Genomic DNA, 18335 nt, shown 5'->3' on the forward strand with positions numbered 1-18335 from the left:
CAAACAGCCGATATACGGTCCGCTCCAATTTAATCGCCTCGGTGTATTATTCAACATCCGGCTACAATGACCACAACTAAATTAAAAAACTGGTTAACAAATCAATAAGGCAGTTATAAAAGTAAAAACAGATAGCATGAATTCATAAACTGTTTTAGCGAACAACTAGTGATCTCAGGCCTCGATCGCAACACCGACCTCCTATGCATTGGTACTTTCCGGTTTAGAATCACTCTGGATATATTCAAGGCAAAAAGTACAAAGGGAAAAACAAAAAATAGATGTTAAACCTACAGAATTTTAAAAAATAGGCGACATCTAATTGGAGCACTTATTAAAACAAGATCTAAAATAAATCAAGCTTATATAATATAGCAAACTCCTTTGGGGTTTTAGTTGTATGCAGTTTGAAAAATCTTGTAAAATAAGATGCGTCATTAAAATTAAGCGCATTAGCAGTATCCTTAACAGACATACCAGAAATTAGGCACCGCTTAGCTTCCAATATAATACGGTCATCTATCATACTTGTAGCAGTTTGGTTGTAAAACCTTTTACAAAGTGCATTCAGGTAATTGGGGGTGATGGCAAGTTTTTCTGCATAAAAGGAAACGGAACGCTCATTTTGGTAATGCTGATCAATTAGAATGGTTAATTCATTCATTTTAGGATTTTCCCTAGTGATGGGAAATCCCTTAAAGGTATATTTTGATATACGGCTGATCAAGAAAGTAATTACAAAAAATCGGGCAATAATCAATTCCCTATACATTGTTTTGTATTTTGTCTCCCTTCCTATCGCTTCAAATTCTTCGTATAAAATTTTAAAGTCTGCAGGCTTTAATTTCTGAACGGGATTTTTCAGGTAAATTGGTAATCCAAAACTGAAACCGTTTAAAAATAAGTCAAAAAAATGGCGCTGTACCATTAGACCACATCCTTTTACATTATGATTTAATTTGTAGTCATTTATCTGCTGCGGATGTACAAAATGGAATTGCTTTGGCTGTAAAATATAGTCCTTAAAATCGATGGTATGAATTCCCATTCCAGACTCCACGAGTAAAAGGGTGTAATAATCATCATCCCTTGCATTTACGTGTATATCTTCCCCTGTAAAACGAAAAAAAGAAACTTCATTTTCGGTTTGGGCTTCATCAATATAGTGATCAAAATTCAAGTGTTTTGCCATAAAATGATATTTTCAAGGTGTGCAAAAAGGCTGTATTAGCATTTACTTTTCGGTACCTAAACTGCTTTTTTTCTATCCTCAGAAAACTAGTTGCCCAAGTTAAAGAGCTTTTTATAAAAAATCGAACAGAGTAATAAATTCACAAATTGATTGAATAAAATAATAAAGCATTTCCTTGAAAAAACGCTTATTTCGACACATTTGCCTTATATTTTCAATGAAAGAATATTGAAATCAGTACATCTTTGACCGCGCAAAAAATAGTAATTCCATATCATAATATTTAAATATGATTGGAATAAATTGAGAAATACCCGGCAGGAAATTAAATATTAATTATGGCCATAAATCAAAGGTGGCTAATTTCCAATCAGCCATAAGATCAAAATTAGTATATGAAAATAGCAAAAATGTCTCCATATATATGAAGCAAAACCTTTAATATATATGGAGACAAATTTATTACCATTTATGGTAAACAGGCGCTATTGAGCTACACATCGAAGTGGAAAAGCAAAAGCACGATTTTGGGATGCAAAGCCAGCATTTGAGCTATGTACAGCCCAAGCATTTTGATTTGCCATCGCTGAGGACCAATAATTTGTAGCATCACCACGATATTCCAACACACCAGAGTTTGCACTACGATGCCCTGGCACAGGAAAAGTCAGCTTGACATTTTTATTCCATTTACTTGTCAATACAAATGCTGCACTGAAGTTTGTATTCGAAACGCTCCAGGTACCAATCCGGCTATACTTGGTCGCCTGAACCAATGATGCCCATTCTTCGCCTGTGGGCACACGATAGCCGGAAGGACAGGGATCATTTGCCGTTTTCACGGGATTTGTTTCAGTCCCACTATTCCATGCACCGTTTGGAGCAGTTGATGAATTCCAACCAGATATTGGAGCCGGAGGAGTATCAGCATTAGCAACGACTGCCGCCCTTCCCCATTGGTAATAATTTCCATGCAGTGCCTTTACGGATGGAGCCTGATCGGGATCTATACTTGTATTGGCTCCCATATTGTAGCGTGACCAAATAATTCCCCGGATACGTACTGCCGACATATTGTTGTGCTGAAGAAGGATATCAGCCGGTGTAATAGTAAGTTTAAGGTTATACTTTACACCGGGAATAATGGCCAATCCAGTAATCGCGTCACTCGGTACATTGTAAACAATCTCACCGATAGTAATGGTAGAGAGGACAAGCTTTCCTGCCGCTGTAGCAGCATTGATAATAGTCGGTGCCCCGATAACTGTGGCAGCTCCTTCACTTCCTAAAGCAGGAAAAAAAACATCCGTCGTTCCTGGAGTGCCAGCTCGAGTTATACTACCATCTAACAGTTTTATTTGAGCATTTGGAAAGTGACTATCGAGGCCTGCTTTAACGTCCATAATGTTATAACCCGTTAGGGTCGCATCTACAGTTACCGTAATCTCGCTAAAAAGATGTGTAAGAACAACGCTGAGATAATTGGTCTGACCGTTGTGCACGGTCATGCTTTTTTTAAAATACATAAAGTCACTTTTTCCATCTACTGCTAGGTTAGCATCATCTAACGCATCTTTTGTAGCTGCAGGTAGATCGGTTTCGCTGTTAATGGAATAAGCAATAAAGGTATAGGTAGCCCCACCATTTAGGATTAACTTCGCTGCATTTGATTCCTGACCACGGACATAATCACGTTCATCTACAAAAGCACCATTTGCATCATAAACCAACAATTTATAGCGGACTGCTGTACCTAATGGGTTTGTTTCCGTAGTTGCTTTTAATCCACTGTGTAACGTGACAATTGGATCGACTGGATCGATATCCATTGATGCTGGAGAAAGATTAGCCTCAACAAACAGCTCTTTTCCAAGGGCAAATCCAAACTCTTGAGAAATTACCTCCAAAGATGCATTGCGAGTATTACTGGCCTTCATTTTCTTAGCATCAGTATAATTGCTGCCTTCCATATTTACAATGACAGTAACCTTGCCTTCATTTGATACTTCCCCCTGTTTGGACTTTTGACAGGAAATGATGGAAAAATTGGCGAAAAATAAAAAAATACCAAATAAGAATACATTGGGTAGCCTAGAATTGATTCTTGTTTTCATAACATCATTAATTTAACATACATACAATAATCGAGTTGAACTATTTAAAAACTCATTTCGATTACCAGGACATACTCCCTTCCTTGTCGGGATCCGACTGCCACTCTTGAGTGACTTCCTTAGTTTGACTGGTCGGCTCAACTGATCCTGATGCAAGACATGACTCCATCTGTATCATTAGTCCCTTAATTTTTGGAGACACATACACTTTCTTTTCCTCTATTTCCATAAAATTTACCTTACGTTAGTAATAATATTTATTATGTAATTCAATACAGTACTAAAGCTAAAAACTTGTTGAGATTTTGTAAATAGGACGAAATAGCGGAAAATTGAATATTTAGTGGATATAATTGACCATTTTCACGATTGCCAATTTTTTAAATCCAGACAACCAAAATTTCACCTCAAAATCTATAGTAGCTTACACTATATTTATTCATGAAACTTAACCTTGATTTCAAAAAACTGTGATACCTAAAGATGTATCGAACATTTTCAAATCAAATTCTTATGCCAGCGATCTTGGTTTGACGGAGCAATTTTAAAATATAGTTGTATCATCCTTACATTTCCCTAATCCGTCCTATTTTAAGGCTATTAGAGTCCGTAAATTTACATCTTATCAAATGTGGTAATGTTTAAAGAAAAACTTAAGCTCTTTTAAGGATAATACAACATCCTAATTTTTATCAGAATTTAATAGATAACCATAATAATTTGGAACAAAACATAAGTCATGAAAGGAAATCATCCTAATCAGAACCTTTTAATAAATAATGACAACACGTCAAACTATAATCCCATTGCCTATAACTTTGTGTACAAGACAAATGTGAATATCAAAATCGGAAGCGATGAAGCTTTTGTTTTCCTACTTTCAGAAAAGAACAAAGCGAGGTTTATCCCACAGGATATTAAGGAACGACATGCACGTATATATATCAATTGTCCCGGCCAGATTCAGACAGTAAAACTCAAGCCAGATGAAACTGCACATCAATTAACTATTAATAAGGCATTTGTTGAAATATTTATGCTGAATAGCAATTCGTTCAACGATGCATTTGCACATTATACAATCCTTCCACACCAGATTGAACTATACAAAATGTTATTATCAGACTTTTCTCTCCTCCGAAATGAACTGAATTTGGGTGGTATAAGTCGAAAAACAATCGAATTGCGGACGAGATTAATTCTGAGAATGGTATATGACCTGATATCGGATGGGCCTACCAAAGGAAACAATGAGTTGCCCAGGATTATCCTTGACTTGAACAGATTAGTGGACCAGAACTATATCATACACAGAAATACCACTTACTACAGTAAAGAACTCGCGATATCCCCTAGTCATTTAACGGTACTCTGTCGGAAATATTTAGGAATGACTACCAAAGAAGTCATAGACCAGCGTATTATAAAGGAAGCCAGATCTCTTTTATTTCACACGAATCTGTCCATTAAAGAAATTACATTCAAACTAAATTTCAAAAGTATGGCCAGCTTTACGCATTATTTAAAATCAAAAACAGGATTAACACCCAAACAGATTAGATCCTCTATTTATTAAAAAGGGCCGGCCAACACTGTTGACCAACCCCAAGAAACGCAAATTTCTGAAAGTCTTAATTATTGATGACATTCCTCACACAACGAATTGTATTCCCCTGATTAAAGGCCACCTCCTGGTTACTTAGATTTGCAAATACACCATTATTAACTTCGGCATAAAGTATCTGGTTACCATTATTACTCGTATTGAATGAAGCGCTTTTATAGCGTAATGAGCCTGCACCGTTGGCACTGCCAGAAGGAATCTGCTGACGGATACCATTCGCATCACGGTACCCAAAATAGGTTAGGATCAGATCATTATCCGGATAAGCTGAATTAACTGCCTGAGTTCCTTTCCATGTAATACTATGTCTGTAACCATCGGGCATGGTTGTGATTGAAGTACTTCGATTTGTATTTTGTCTAAGTGCCGTGAACTCAAGTGGATTACTCTCAATTGGTGATCTCCAAGTCAATTCCGGATAGACTCTTTTACACGGATCTATTGTTGCATAGTCTGTTCCCCTAGGTGTTGCAGTACCAAAGTTCCAGTATTCATTATCTAAACTTGGGAAAGAGTAATTATTATTCGTACGAAAACGATAGGCATCAGAACTTCCTACAGTATAGCTTCCACCATAAAGTTTACTTCCCTCAAATATTAGGTTTGTCCGCGCCCAAACCAGCCCGCTTACCGTAACTCCGGATTCAATAAGACGTACATTTGTTTTGGACAGCGTCCCTTTGGTCAAGCTCAATGATGTGCTATGATTAATCGGCACAATGGAATTTGAAGCAAAAGTCCGGGTACTATTATCATCCAAGTTCAAACTTAAGGAGTTTAGCTGCACCCGAAGGTTATTAGCTGGGACCGTGTTTGTATTTGCCGTATAAAAATGAGCAACCTTCTCGGCATTTGACCAACGGTTGTCCACAATGCTCATTTGCGATCCGTTGATCGGAGCAACATCCTGAAAATTTGAGAAAGTACCGTTTAATATACTAAAATTACCCGTCTGGATAATATTGGTAAATGTTGTACCTGTACCAGTACCGAGCGAAAACGTAGAGTTATCATCGATGTTGCCAAACATTCCACGGGTATTCACCGTGACCTCAATGGCTGCCATCTGTCGAAGAAACAAAATATCGAGATAATTATTATCAACTTTGGTTGTAATAACACCAGAAGCAAACATAAAATCTTTGTTCGCCAGATCTGCAGCTGCAATTACGCCTGATCCGTCAATGTCAGGAGCAGTATTAGCATCATTAACAGAAATTGCATACCAGCTATATTTTGTATTGGCGTCAACTTTAAGATCTGGGTCCTGTCCAGAATTCAGCAAACCGTTGTATACCGGTGTTGTTGCCCCATCTTTAATGATGATGAGCCTAAATTTCTTATTTGCATTCAGAGGGACATCTGCTGCTTTTAAGCCGCCGTTAGCCACCTTCGCCTTCAGGCTGCTGTCACTTTTTGCCAAAGCATTAGATTCCAAATCTGAAACAAAATCAAAGTCCGTCCCTTTTTGAATAGACAGTGGAGACCCGATCTTTGATTCCAAGGACGTGCCAGCTTTTAAAATATCCCTCCCTACTTGACCGGGAGAAGTTCCAACTTTATTTGAAGCACTTTTTTGGATAGATCCATTAACATTGATTACGTTGTCATCATTTACAAAACGGACTGAACGAATAGCAATATTTCCCTTGTTTTTTTGAATATCTTCCTGATTCTCTTTGTCGGAACATGAAATAGCAAATAGTGAGCTTGCTCCTATTGCAAAGGCCAGACTATAAATACGGATAAACTTTTTCATCATCTTATAAATCAATATCTCTACTGTTGGACCAACCAGATTCATATTGTCGCTCTGTAGGAGTCTGACTTGAACTTTCTGAACCTGTTTTAAAATTTGCCGAACCTGCAGCAACTGAGTTTTCAAACTCAATCTGAAACATCTCAATCCTTGGTGGAATGTAAATTTCTTTGTTTTTAGTTTTGTCTTTCATCTCATTTCTAATTTTAGTGTGTATATCGAATACTATTCATTTACAAATATTGGTGGTCGATTTTACGACCGTACAAAATTATAGATGATAAAAACACGATAAAAGGACAGATCAGGGAGGTATCAGGACCATTCAACTATCCTTAAATATTTTTTAAAATATTTAAGGTAAATCCCGTAAAAAATGTCAAATGAAGTTGTTCTGTCCACTGGCGCCCTAGTTCACCGATTCAGCCGACTTAAAATTTCTCAACTTAATTGATACGGCATGTTTGAGATTCGATACTCATCTAGATAGTGGATATACCTGCTGGCCCCAATATACAGTTTCTGCGCAGGTCGTTACATAAGCGTATATTCTTTCCTTCTTTCTCTTTTAATTTTTAGCTGCCGCAAATGAAATATCAAGCAGTGATCAAATTCGACATTTCTACAGTGCTTGTTCAGTGTTCGTTCAGTGCTTGTTCAGTGCTTACTCAGTGGCAACTGAATAAGCACTGACTAAACATTGTTTAAAAACTGATTCAAAATTGTTATTACCTCTAAATTGATATTAGGATGTATTGGTTTTAATGCTTATCTTAACTATCTATTATCAACCAATTGTGACAACCATCAAAAAAGGATCAGCGGGCTCGTAAATTACCATAACTGCTGATATCCGGGCTTTTAAACATTTAGATCCTTATTTTTCTAAAGGACGATAAGAACAAGTACAATTGGATTGACGATTCGGTATACAAGCCATTGAGATACACGATACATTATCGAGTCGATGTAACCAGCTACTTGCTAAACTTAAATCTTAACAGGTTAGACTTTTATACGGTCGATGACAAACAACCGAAATCAGATTTCCCCGAAAAAGCAGGATTGGTTCTCGCTGGACAACTTGATGAAAAAACTTTCAACAACAATCACCTCTTCTATTATTTATATTTATAAATGCTCAGCAGGATTTTCAATGGGCAAAAAGAGCTTCTCGATTTTCCATAAACTAACGGTCGAAAAAAGCCTTTGTGAATCGTACAGCTGCATATACCACTAACAAGTATTTTGAATTCGTATAAACGGTTCTGCACAAATACAAAAAATGAGACTAACCATCGGGATTTTGATACAATATGATCAAAATCAAATGTGTTATTTCGCTATTTTCACCCATTCATTCCATAACATTTATAAAAAACCAGTAAGTCCATAGACATCTTCGAAATACAATCAGAAGCCATGAACAATAAAACCCTTTCTACAAAGCCACACTATCCCATTTTAGATGGACTACGAGGAGTCGCCGCGATTATCGTTGTCACCTTTCATCTCACAGAACCATTGGGAACTGGACACCTCGATATATTGGTCAACCATGGCTATCTGGCAGTTGACTTTTTCTTTCTTTTATCTGGCTTTGTGATCGGTTATGCCTATGATGATCGCTGGCATAACATGTCGATTGGCACTTTTTTTAAACGCCGTATTGAACGCCTCCAGCCGATGGTTATACTTGGCATGACTCTTGGCGCAATAGGCTTTTATTTTACAGATTCCACCATCTGGCCACTTATTCATACGGTCCCGATCTGGAAAATGCTTCTCGTCATGCTCATCGGATATACGATTCTCCCCGTCCCTCTTTCTTTGGATATTCGTGGTTGGCAGGAAATGCACCCACTTAATAGTGTTGGCTGGTCATTGTTCTTTGAATATATTGCCAATATTCTATATGCTATCGGTATTCGTAAATTATCCAAAACAGCATTAGGCAGTTTGGTTCTTATTGCAGCTGTGGCGCTCGCCCATTTGGCGGTCACAAGTCCTAATGGTGATGTTAGTGGTGGCTGGACATTAAGTGTTGAGCAAGTGCGGATAGGAATCACCCGCACCATGTACCCTTTTTTTGCTGGCCTCCTGCTATCCAGAATAACAAGTCCCAGCCGTATCCGATATGCATTTTTATACTGCAGCATTTTAATCGTCATTGTGTTGTATATGCCTCGTATAGGTGGAGCAGATCAGCTTTGGATGAACGGTGTATATGAGTCGGTATGCATTATCATTGTATTCCCCTTGATTGTTTACTTGGGCACAAGTAACGTATCAAGCAGCAGAATAGAAAATAAGCTCTGTAAGTTTTTGGGTGACATCTCCTACCCACTATACCTCGTACACTATCCTTTCGTTTATTTTTATGTTGCCTGGATCAGCAATAACAAGGATGTGACACTAGTGACAGCCTTGCCTTATGCCCTATTGATTTTGCTGGCGAGTATTGCACTGGCCTATGCCAGCTTGAAATGGTATGACGAACCTGTCCGTAAATGGCTCAGAAAGAAATTGGGTTAATAACTTTTCAATATTTTTTGAATGGCCTGTTGTTCATGCATTGACAACAAATTCAATTCTTCGGGACTAACAGTCGACTTCGCGGCAATGAACAGTACATTTGGGTAGTCGATGAGTTTGTATTGCAACAATTTAGCTCGCTCCATATGAAAATCAGAGGTAATCACGATGAAGAGATCGGGAGAGACATTTTCGATGATCTCCTTTGATAGCATAAAATCTTCGTAAGTATTTGTGGATAGTACACATGGAAGTAAATCCCTCTCATAGACACCTCTTTCCATAAGATAAGCTTGAGCATAAGCGCCATGCGGCTTTTCTGTCCGATTGAAATGTTCACCCATTCCGCCGGTACATAAAATTACCGTCCCCTCATTATGACAATAGAAATTATAGGCGCATTCGTTTCTATTTAATGCCATAACGCTAAGTTGTCCCTGCTCATCATTGGGTGCGCCCAACAATAATATCAGGTTTTTAATTTTTTCCATACAATGTGATTATTCATACAACCAAATGTAATAAGACCTGAATGAACACCAAGTAAGTGGTCGGTTAAATTTTGTCCTGTTACTATTAATTCATACTCATTACATGCGCAAATAAAATAAAATGTTACAAAACATTTTTCAAAGTTGTTTAATCAATCGATTGACTATACTAATTGTGATAAAAGTTTATTTTTTTACATAGCAATAAAAGATAGCTTAATTATATTTATTGATACACAATATAAACCATTATGAGAAAACTTTTAAATCTAATGCTTGCAACCCTCGCTTTAGGGGCTGCATCCTGTAACAAGACCTTGGTAAACACCGAAGAAAGTGTCGGCAGTCTCAAAGCAAAAACATCAAGTACCACCGTAACAAATGAATGGAGCAGTAACCCCTATAAGCTGAACGTCATTTATTTTGTTCCAAATGATGTTGATTCCATTCCCAATTTCAGAAAGCGTCTTAGCAAGATCCTTTTGGACGCCCAAAATATGTTTGCAAGCAATATGGATCGTGAAGGCTTCGGAAGAAAATCCTTCGGATTAGATCTAGTCAGTGACAGCTTGATAAACATCCATTACATCGCTGGAAAATATGGCAAAGCTACTTATCCATATTCGGGGGGTAGCGGAGCAGTGAAGGCGGAAGTGGACAGCTATTTTAATCAAAATCCGTCAGGAAAAAAAAGCGAACACAATCTAATCATTATTCCAACTTATAATACAGATCCGGCTAATCCCGGAGGTCCTCCATTCTATGGTACAGGCACCAGCTGTTACGCCTTAGATTATGTAAATCTGGACGCTAAAAACTTAGGAATAGGCGGCGATATTGGATGGAAAGCAACCGTATGGATCGGTGGAATGATTCACGAACTGGGCCACGGATTAAATGCCAGCCACAATAGGATGAACAAAACATTAGCACCAACTTTAGGTACGGCATTAATGGGTTCAGGCAATTCAACCTATGGAATCTCTACAACTTCATTGACCAGTACCACAGCAGCAACATTTAACAATAGCCAAGTATTTAGCACTGTGGCGAGAAGTGACTGGTATGCATCCGCTTCTGCAGAAATTACATCCTTGTCATCAAGCTTTGTGAACAATAAGATTATCATTTCCGGGAAATTTACGACAACAAAACCGGTCAATGACATTGTTGTCTGGCACGATAGAGAGCCTTTTGGTGTAAACAACGATTATGATGCCGTACAATGGGCCACAAAAATAATTGGCCAGGATAGCTTTCGATTCGAGTGTCCATTAGCGGATTTTTATGATCTGACAGGGAATTACGAAATGAGAATAGGGTTTCTCCATGCCAATGGAAGCCGTACAACCTTAGGGTATGCTTATAACTTCGTTAACAATGTACCCGATTTATCCAAGGTTGTTACCTATAAGCTTTTACCGACAACAGGTTGGTCAATCGTCGCTAGCGATAGTAACGAGCCTGGATCACCGGCGAGCAATGTATTGGATATGAATAGAAGTACAGTGTGGCATACGCCCTGGTCGTCCACTCAAACTCCACAGCCTCACTTCTTCTCTATCAATATGGGGGCAGTACGCACCGTGAAAGGAGTTGCTTTCCGTAACCGCGACAATTTAAATGGAGCGATGAAAGATGTCAATATTTACTCAAGTACAAATGGTGTAAGCTGGACATTGATCAAAACGACGCAGCTAAGCAAAGTTGCTGGTTCCTGGATCAATGTCGATCTGAATGCCTCCGTTAACACCCAATACCTTAAAATAGAATCGACAAGTTCTTGGGGTGATTTCTTCTATTCTCATCTTGCAGACTTTGGTGCATATTAGTTTTTAAACCAATAGAATAGGCGGCCGGTATAACAAACAATACCGGCCTTCTTAAATTTGGTCATCATCGAATTAATGAGATTCATCAATGCGGTTAGCGAATAATTTCTTATTTTTAGTACATCATACTGACTTTGACGCATCAATAAGCTAGAATAAACGATCGAAGTAAACACTTAACAAAAAAAATAGGATGAATCGACAAGAACTGATCAAAACTTTTTCAGACAACCACCATACGGTTATTGCCTATATCCAGGCGTTGCCTGATTCCCTTTTTTTATACCGTAATCATGAAAAATGGACAGCTGGTCAGCAGCTAAAACATATTCTCTTAACGCTTCTACCCTTTCCAAAGATATTGCAATCAAAAGAGTTCATCGTCCATAAATTCGGCACCCTACAACGTACAACTTGGGATTACGATACGGTACTTAACAATTATCTCAAAACAAGCCTACAGGCACCAAGTCAATTTTTGCCTGAAGATATCCTGCCCGCACAGAAAAAGGGCCTTATAACGCAATTAGAAGAAGTAATAACTAAAATTAATCAGTTATTTGCACTGTACAATGAAGAGGAGCTCGATAGCCTAGTCTTACCCCATCCTTTGCTCGGAAAACTCAGTATACGTGAAATGTTTTACCTGATGAGCTATCATCCCCTACACCACCTGAATCAAATTAAGGAAAACTTGGCGTCATTAAATCACTAAGTCGCACCCTATTTTCAACATGTTGCCTGACTAGCATTCATGGTTTGTGTCTATTCCTTCATCGTATTTGTCTATTCCCTTGTATGGACCATATCATATAAATCAAAGCCTTCAGCCCAATAATCTTTATGGATTTCCCGTAGTACAAAACCATTTTTCTTATAAAATCCAAACGTAAATTGAGAGGTGCCGACTTCGATCTTTTCAACCTGATGATGGGCGTAAAGAAAGTCAATGCGATGATGCAATAAGGTTTTTCCAAAACCAAATCCATGATATTTTGGATTTAAAAAACTCCAACTCAAATATCCTGTGCGCTGATCATCGGAAAAACCTACACCGCCGCCACCAATAATTTGTCCGTTAACCAGTGCAACAAAATACGTCTCCATTTCCTGATCCAGATATTCCCTGAAATCGGCAACCTCGCTCTGTGCAAAGTACTTCGGTATATTCATATGAAGAATATCAATCAGTTTATTGCTATCCTGAACATCATATTTCCTAATTTCCAAATACTTATCCATAATTGGTATGATTACAAATCCCTGTCTATTTTAAACTTACATCTCCTGTGAAGTTTCTTAAATATAGGAATAATTTAGTGGGTTTTTATTGCACTATTCCCAAGCATACCCGCTGATCGCATTTTTATTAAAAAACATAAAAAACTATGGCTATTGGCTTGATTTTTGATTAATTTTACGCTCGCACTGTGGCAAGCAGATGATTATTAAACACCCAATATGCAAAAACCTCAAAAGGATTTACCGATTTTTTTTGAAGCATTAAATCAAATGCCGATTGCCACGGCCATTTATGATAATTCGAACCTCAATATCGCATTTGCCAATTCTCGTATGTTAAAAATGTGGCGTACAGAGAATGAAATCGTTGGACATTCCTTTGGAGAGGTTTTTCCGGTTTTTACCCAGGAAGGATTTACCGATATACTCCGTAACGTCTGGGAAAGCGGTGTTACCTACAAGGCAGTTGAAACTCCCGCAACGATTGTTGACGGTGATTTCAAAATCAAACGCTATTTTGATTTTGAGTATAAGCCACTCTTTGATAAGCGCGGACGAACAAATTCCATCCTCCACACAGCTACCGATGTCACGCATAAGATACACGATGAGAAACCTTTAGATCGAGAAAATATAACTATCAATCCCGCAACCAACCTGCGCATGATATCCTATACACTATCACATGATGCGAAAAATCCCTTGGCACTCGCTAAATTGGGTATAGGTGTACTTAAAGAACATTTGGATATGCAAACCAATAGGCGGCTCGAACTGTATGAGGTCATCGATCAATCACTTGAAAACATCGCTGACATTATCGACAAAACGGTAGAGCTGAGCCTTGCCCCAATGTATAGGCTACGGAAACAACCTGTCCGTTTAGATCTTACATTGCCCAATTGGTGCCGGGAAGCTAAATTATTATTCCGTAGCCCGCATACTGAACTTATCTTTGGGGACCTTTTTCCAGTAAACAGTGATCAAAATGGAGTTTACCAAATCTTTACAAACTTGATCAACAATGCCATTAAATACTCTTCGGCCAATACGAAAGCAGCGCTGCATATTTATAGTGAAAAAGTAACGAACGGTGTGTTATATATTATTAAAGATAATGGTATCGGTATTCCGCAGCATGAACTCGAAAATATCCGTATGGAAAGACTGCGTGGCTCAAATTCAACGGAGTACCAGGGAAAAGGCATCGGATTGTTTATCGTTCAGGAAATTCTTGAAAGGCTCAAAGCGCAGATGACCATTTTCAGTCAGGAAAACCAAGGGACCGAAATTCGTTTGTTTTTTCCAAATTAATAACGTGACGTAGCCTTTTATCTTCCTTTCAGGACAGATTTTGCCAATCTTATCCTGCTATTCAAGAAAAATCATTGTTGAACTCCTGATTTATAGCTAATTTTGAATGTTTAGAAATTGCAAGCAAATCAGACAAGTCTTTATGAATCATTTTCGTAAATATTGGAAACTACTTTCCCATATTGGTGCACATCCGGACATGTCATACATCGATTTCAAACGCGTATACATGATCAATCTGATTGCATTGTTATGTTTATTTCCGACAATTTTCTTTTCAATCCTCAATCTTATCGACCACCGTTATATTTTAGCAGCGATTAACTTCTGCAATTCACTATGTGCGCTTACGGTCCTTCTACTTCAATATTATGAGAAGCGTACTATCGCTAAGGCAACACTGTTGACAAGTAATGCTGTGTTTTTCTTCGCTGGAGCGCTACTTTATAAAAATGGTGGCGAATATTTTTTATTATGCACATTGATTGTCTCCATGTTGATGTATGATAATCGAAAGATCCATATAGCCCTTTGTATTACGGTAGCTTTTTTGATTTCACTCTTATATCTACTTCCCGATATACTCCCGTTAAGCCAGCAAGTGCCTCGATCTAGGTCTGTTTTCAATATTATCAATGCACTAGCTTTTATGGTCGTCGCAGTCAACTTCTTTCTTGACATCATCTATAAGAATATAAAAAAAATTGAGCAGCAACGCCGCAACTTAGAATCCATGAATCGGGACAAAGAAAAAATCTTTTCAATTATCGCGCACGACATCAAAAGTCCTTTTGCCAATCTGGAAGCACTGGTCTTTATGTTTCGTAATCAAATGCTCGACAGTACAAACTCCCAGGAATACATCCAGCAGATCTTTCAACAAATTACGCAGCAGAATCAGGCGTTGGATGATTTATTGCAATGGGGCAGCAGCAGTATGCAGGGGATCAATACCAAAGCATCACCCCAGTTGATCAAACCTATAATACAACAAATTGTTGAAGTTTTTAATGAGAATGCACAATCTAAACAGCTAAAAATCAATATTGATATACCAAACAACACACAGATAATTGCCAATCGGGATCATACCATCATTATTTTACGCAACTTGATCAGCAATGCGATTAAATTCAGCTATGTGAGCGGGAATATCAACATCTACACCAGCATGGATGAAACCTATACACATATTCATATTCAAGATGAAGGAATAGGAATTAACCCTTCGAAGTCCGCCGTACTTTTTAATGAGATCCAGCAAAAGTCTTTCGGAACGGAAGACGAACCCGGATCGGGCGTAGGCCTTGTTTTATGTAAGGATCTTATTGAGCGGAACAAAGGTGTAGTGAACATCCAAAGCACACCTAATAAGGGATCCGTTTTTACGGTCGGATTGCCATCCTGCCCCAGCCATAAACCACAAACCGAGTTCGAAGTACCCACATGCGGTTAATTCAACTATAGGTTTAGAAATTTTTTGGTGGTTTTATGGAATCATTGAATTGCCGATGAAGAGAGAAAAATTGAATCTCCCTTTTGTAATTAAAACTATATCTTTATAAAAAGAATTACAGGGTCACTATGATAGAGAATACGTTTGGAATGGATATAATGCCTGAAAATGAACATGACCGACTGAATGCCCTCAGACGCTATAAAATAATGGGAACCCCCGCTGAAGCCAGCTTTGATGGAATTGCAAAATTAGCCAGCCAGATCTTTAATGCCCCTATTGCATTGCTCTCATTGGTGGATGCAGAATCGGTCTATTTCAAAGCAAATATCGGCATGGGCACCACAAAGGAAACGAATCGAGGGCAAAGTTTGTGTAGTCTGGCTATTTTGGACAAGAAAGTAACAGTCTTTGAAGATACATTGGAAGAAGATATCCTACTGACCAATCCAACTGTAATTGGAGACTTTGGGCTACGGTTTTACGCAGGTGCACCCCTTATTACACATGATGGTTTTATGATCGGTTCACTGTGCGTTATCGACAAGCATCCGCGGGCTTTCAGCGCAGCTGATCGACAGATATTAGCAGGTCTTGCACGCACAGCGATGGATCAAATCGAGCTTCGAAGTTCTTCCATCGATAAAATTGATGAGCTTGAGGGCGTCAATATTACCATGGCAACCATGCAACAACGACTGCTCGAACTTAATGACGAAATGGAGCTTGCCAATGACGAACTTTATCGCACGAATAGTCAGCTCAACAAATCCTATGATTTGACAGTGCTACTCAATAAAAATCTCAAAAAAAGTGAACGTCGATTCAGATCCTTTATAGATAAGGCCCCAATAGGCTTTGCGATTTTAACAGGCCGTGAGTTAGTTATTGAAGTTGCCAACGATAGGATGCTCAAGCTCTGGCGCAAAACCGAAATTGTCCTCGGCAAACCACTTGCACAAGCGCTTCCAGAACTTCAGGGACAGCCCTATTTAGGGATATTGGACGATGTCTTTACCACCGGCCAAAACTACATTGGAGATACTGCCTACGCAAGACTTGAGTCTATGGGGGTATTGGGCGATCATTATTTTGATTTTACTTATGAGCCGTTAAAGAATGATGAAGGTGAAACGGAGTCTATTATTGTCATAGCCAATGAAGTTACCGAGCGCATCAAAAGAAACGAACATCTTGAAGCTCTCAACTATCAGTTGGAAATTGCACTAAAAGCTGGTGAACTCGGCTCCTACAATCGCGATATCAGAACAGGAAAAATGGACTGCTCCGAAACCTGTAAAATCAATTTTGGTCTTACCAAAAACGACCGCTTTGACTATGAAGACCTCATGCGAAGCATCGTCCCTGAACACCGCGAAATGGTGTATCAAAAGGTGCAGGACGCTATACAGAACAAGACCACTTATCACGCGGAATATCTCATCCGTTGGCCTGATGGATCGTTACACTGGATCAATGCGTCAGGTCTTCCCAAATACGATCCAGAAGGTCATGCAACTCACCTCATCGGCGTAGTGGCAGATATTACAAAACGAAAGAATTACGAATCACAAAAAGATGACTTCCTGGGCATTGCCAGCCATGAACTAAAGACACCCGTCACGGGCTTAAAGGGAACGATTCAATTGCTGGAACGATTTAAGGACAAAACTGGAAGTGAGATCATTTCAAGGCTTATTGATCAGTCTGCTGTCAATATCAAAAAAATCGTTACACTTGTTGATGACCTGCTCAATATGCATAGAATCAGTGAAGGACAGCTTCATCTCGAAAAAACAACCTTCAAAGCGTCAAAGATTCTTGCCTCCAGTTGTCACAATATCATATCCCAAGGCAACCATCAAGTTAATATTACGGGCGATCTCGATGCAACTATATTTGCTGACGAGCAACGCCTTGAACAAGTGCTTGTTAATTTTGTCAACAATGCCGTTAAATATGCACCAGAATCGAGAGAAATCAATATCACTGTGGAACAGCTGCAAGATTGTATCAAGATAACCGTCAAGGATCAAGGTGAAGGTATTGATCCGGCAGTACAGCCTTTTATTTTTGATCGATATTATAGAGCAAACCATGAAGGCAAATCGTACTCGGGGCTCGGGCTCGGACTCTATATCTCCGCTGAAATTATCAAAAAACACGCGGGTCTAATAGGAGTTGACAGTACGGTAGGCTTGGGCAGCAGTTTCTGGTTTTCCATTCCACGCCCACCAGCGGAAAGATAATCGCAAAAGAGCCGGTAAAAAACCGGCTCTTTGTTATAAACTCCTATGCGCTTCTATTTACAGACTGCTTATGTGCAGCCGATCGGCATTTCAATATAGACTTAGGCTATCTCCTCAACCGTCGCGTCAGGCGCATTCTTCTTGACAGATTCAATGCCGTTTTCCATACCACTTGCGCTTTCATACATCTCGCTGCTTCCAATAATTTGACCATTGGTCGCCTTGAGATTGAAATAGTACTTACCATTGGTAGCAGTTTTACGATCAAATTTGTTATCGTCCTGAGCATTCTTCTTAACAGATTCAACGCCATTTAAACAGTTTGCTTTAGTTGTATAACCTTCACTGCTTAAAATCACCTGTCCGTTTCCAGCTTTTAGATTAAACTGAAATTCGCCATTTTTCCGAGTTTTTACTTCAAATTTACCCATTTTCTCAATTAATTAAATAAATACGTGGTTATTGGAATGAAATCCATACTACAATATAATACTTTTCCATGTTTTTATTGTAAAACAACGATTAAT

The 18335-nt window shown here is 38.7% G+C and carries 14 protein-coding genes; 7 read left to right on the forward strand and 7 right to left on the reverse strand.

Features of this window, described 5'->3' with window-relative positions:
• Nucleotides 1-346 precede the first annotated feature (346 nt).
• Both B3600_RS02975 and B3600_RS02980 read right to left on the reverse strand, forming a co-directional pair.
• Entirely contained in the window at nucleotides 347-1180 is an 834-nt protein-coding gene (locus B3600_RS02975; RefSeq protein ID WP_286752024.1) for an AraC family transcriptional regulator, read from the reverse strand.
• Nucleotides 1181-1677: 497 nt separating this feature from the next.
• The gene (locus tag B3600_RS02980) at nucleotides 1678-3306 is read right to left on the reverse strand and encodes a fimbrillin family protein (protein ID WP_286752025.1); all 1629 of its coding nucleotides are present in this window, start codon (nucleotides 3304-3306) and stop codon (nucleotides 1678-1680) included.
• A gap of 739 nt (nucleotides 3307-4045) precedes the next feature.
• On the opposite strand from B3600_RS02980, the gene B3600_RS02985 reads away from it, so the two are divergent.
• Entirely contained in the window at nucleotides 4046-4882 is an 837-nt protein-coding gene (locus tag B3600_RS02985; protein ID WP_286752026.1) for a helix-turn-helix domain-containing protein, read from the forward strand.
• A gap of 55 nt (nucleotides 4883-4937) precedes the next feature.
• Here B3600_RS02985 and B3600_RS02990 read toward each other — a convergent pair whose 3' ends face one another.
• Both B3600_RS02990 and B3600_RS02995 read right to left on the reverse strand, forming a co-directional pair.
• Nucleotides 4938-6692 (reverse strand): hypothetical protein, encoded by a 1755-nt coding sequence (locus tag B3600_RS02990; protein WP_286752027.1) that lies wholly within the window; start codon nucleotides 6690-6692, stop codon nucleotides 4938-4940.
• 1 nt (nucleotide 6693) lies between these two features.
• A complete protein-coding gene (locus B3600_RS02995; RefSeq protein WP_286752028.1) occupies nucleotides 6694-6882 on the reverse strand; it encodes a hypothetical protein in 189 nt (62 codons plus the stop codon).
• Between the two features lie 1229 nt (nucleotides 6883-8111).
• On the opposite strand from B3600_RS02995, the gene B3600_RS03000 reads away from it, so the two are divergent.
• Nucleotides 8112-9224: an acyltransferase family protein gene (locus B3600_RS03000; protein WP_286752029.1), complete on the forward strand. Its 1113-nt coding sequence runs from the start codon at nucleotides 8112-8114 to the stop codon at nucleotides 9222-9224.
• Here B3600_RS03000 and B3600_RS03005 read toward each other — a convergent pair.
• On the reverse strand, nucleotides 9221-9715 hold the full coding sequence (locus B3600_RS03005) for a YdcF family protein (protein WP_286752030.1): 495 nt from the start codon (nucleotides 9713-9715) through the stop codon (nucleotides 9221-9223). The genes B3600_RS03000 and B3600_RS03005 overlap by 4 nt on opposite strands.
• 251 nt (nucleotides 9716-9966) lie before the next feature.
• Between B3600_RS03005 and B3600_RS03010 the strand changes: the two genes are divergently transcribed.
• Both B3600_RS03010 and B3600_RS03015 read left to right on the forward strand, forming a co-directional pair.
• A complete protein-coding gene (locus tag B3600_RS03010) occupies nucleotides 9967-11547 on the forward strand; it encodes a discoidin domain-containing protein (RefSeq protein WP_286752031.1) in 1581 nt (526 codons plus the stop codon).
• A gap of 193 nt (nucleotides 11548-11740) precedes the next feature.
• Complete coding sequence (locus B3600_RS03015; RefSeq protein ID WP_286752032.1) at nucleotides 11741-12262, forward strand: DinB family protein; 522 nt, start codon at nucleotides 11741-11743, stop codon at nucleotides 12260-12262.
• Between the two features lie 71 nt (nucleotides 12263-12333).
• Here B3600_RS03015 and B3600_RS03020 read toward each other — a convergent pair whose 3' ends face one another.
• The gene (locus B3600_RS03020; RefSeq protein ID WP_070569080.1) at nucleotides 12334-12789 is read right to left on the reverse strand and encodes a GNAT family N-acetyltransferase; all 456 of its coding nucleotides are present in this window, start codon (nucleotides 12787-12789) and stop codon (nucleotides 12334-12336) included.
• A 219-nt stretch (nucleotides 12790-13008) separates the two neighbouring features.
• On the opposite strand from B3600_RS03020, the gene B3600_RS03025 reads away from it, so the two are divergent.
• The 3 genes from B3600_RS03025 (at nucleotide 13009) to B3600_RS03035 (ending at nucleotide 17808) form a co-directional block, all read left to right on the forward strand.
• The gene (locus B3600_RS03025) at nucleotides 13009-14103 is read left to right on the forward strand and encodes a PAS domain-containing sensor histidine kinase (protein WP_286752033.1); all 1095 of its coding nucleotides are present in this window, start codon (nucleotides 13009-13011) and stop codon (nucleotides 14101-14103) included.
• 142 nt (nucleotides 14104-14245) lie between these two features.
• Nucleotides 14246-15559, forward strand: a complete 1314-nt coding sequence (locus B3600_RS03030) for a sensor histidine kinase (RefSeq protein ID WP_286752034.1) — start codon at nucleotides 14246-14248, stop codon at nucleotides 15557-15559.
• A 128-nt stretch (nucleotides 15560-15687) separates the two neighbouring features.
• Nucleotides 15688-17808, forward strand: coding sequence for an ATP-binding protein (locus B3600_RS03035; protein ID WP_286752035.1), 2121 nt, complete (start codon nucleotides 15688-15690; stop codon nucleotides 17806-17808).
• 101 nt (nucleotides 17809-17909) lie between these two features.
• Here B3600_RS03035 and B3600_RS03040 read toward each other — a convergent pair whose 3' ends face one another.
• Nucleotides 17910-18239 carry a YegP family protein gene (locus B3600_RS03040; protein WP_070569093.1) on the reverse strand — a complete coding sequence of 110 codons (330 nt, stop codon included), beginning with the start codon at nucleotides 18237-18239 and terminating at the stop codon, nucleotides 17910-17912.
• Nucleotides 18240-18335: the final 96 nt, after the last annotated feature.

The organism is Sphingobacterium sp. UBA2480, assembly GCF_002341965.1.
Classification (GTDB): Bacteria; Bacteroidota; Bacteroidia; order Sphingobacteriales; family Sphingobacteriaceae; genus Sphingobacterium; species Sphingobacterium multivorum.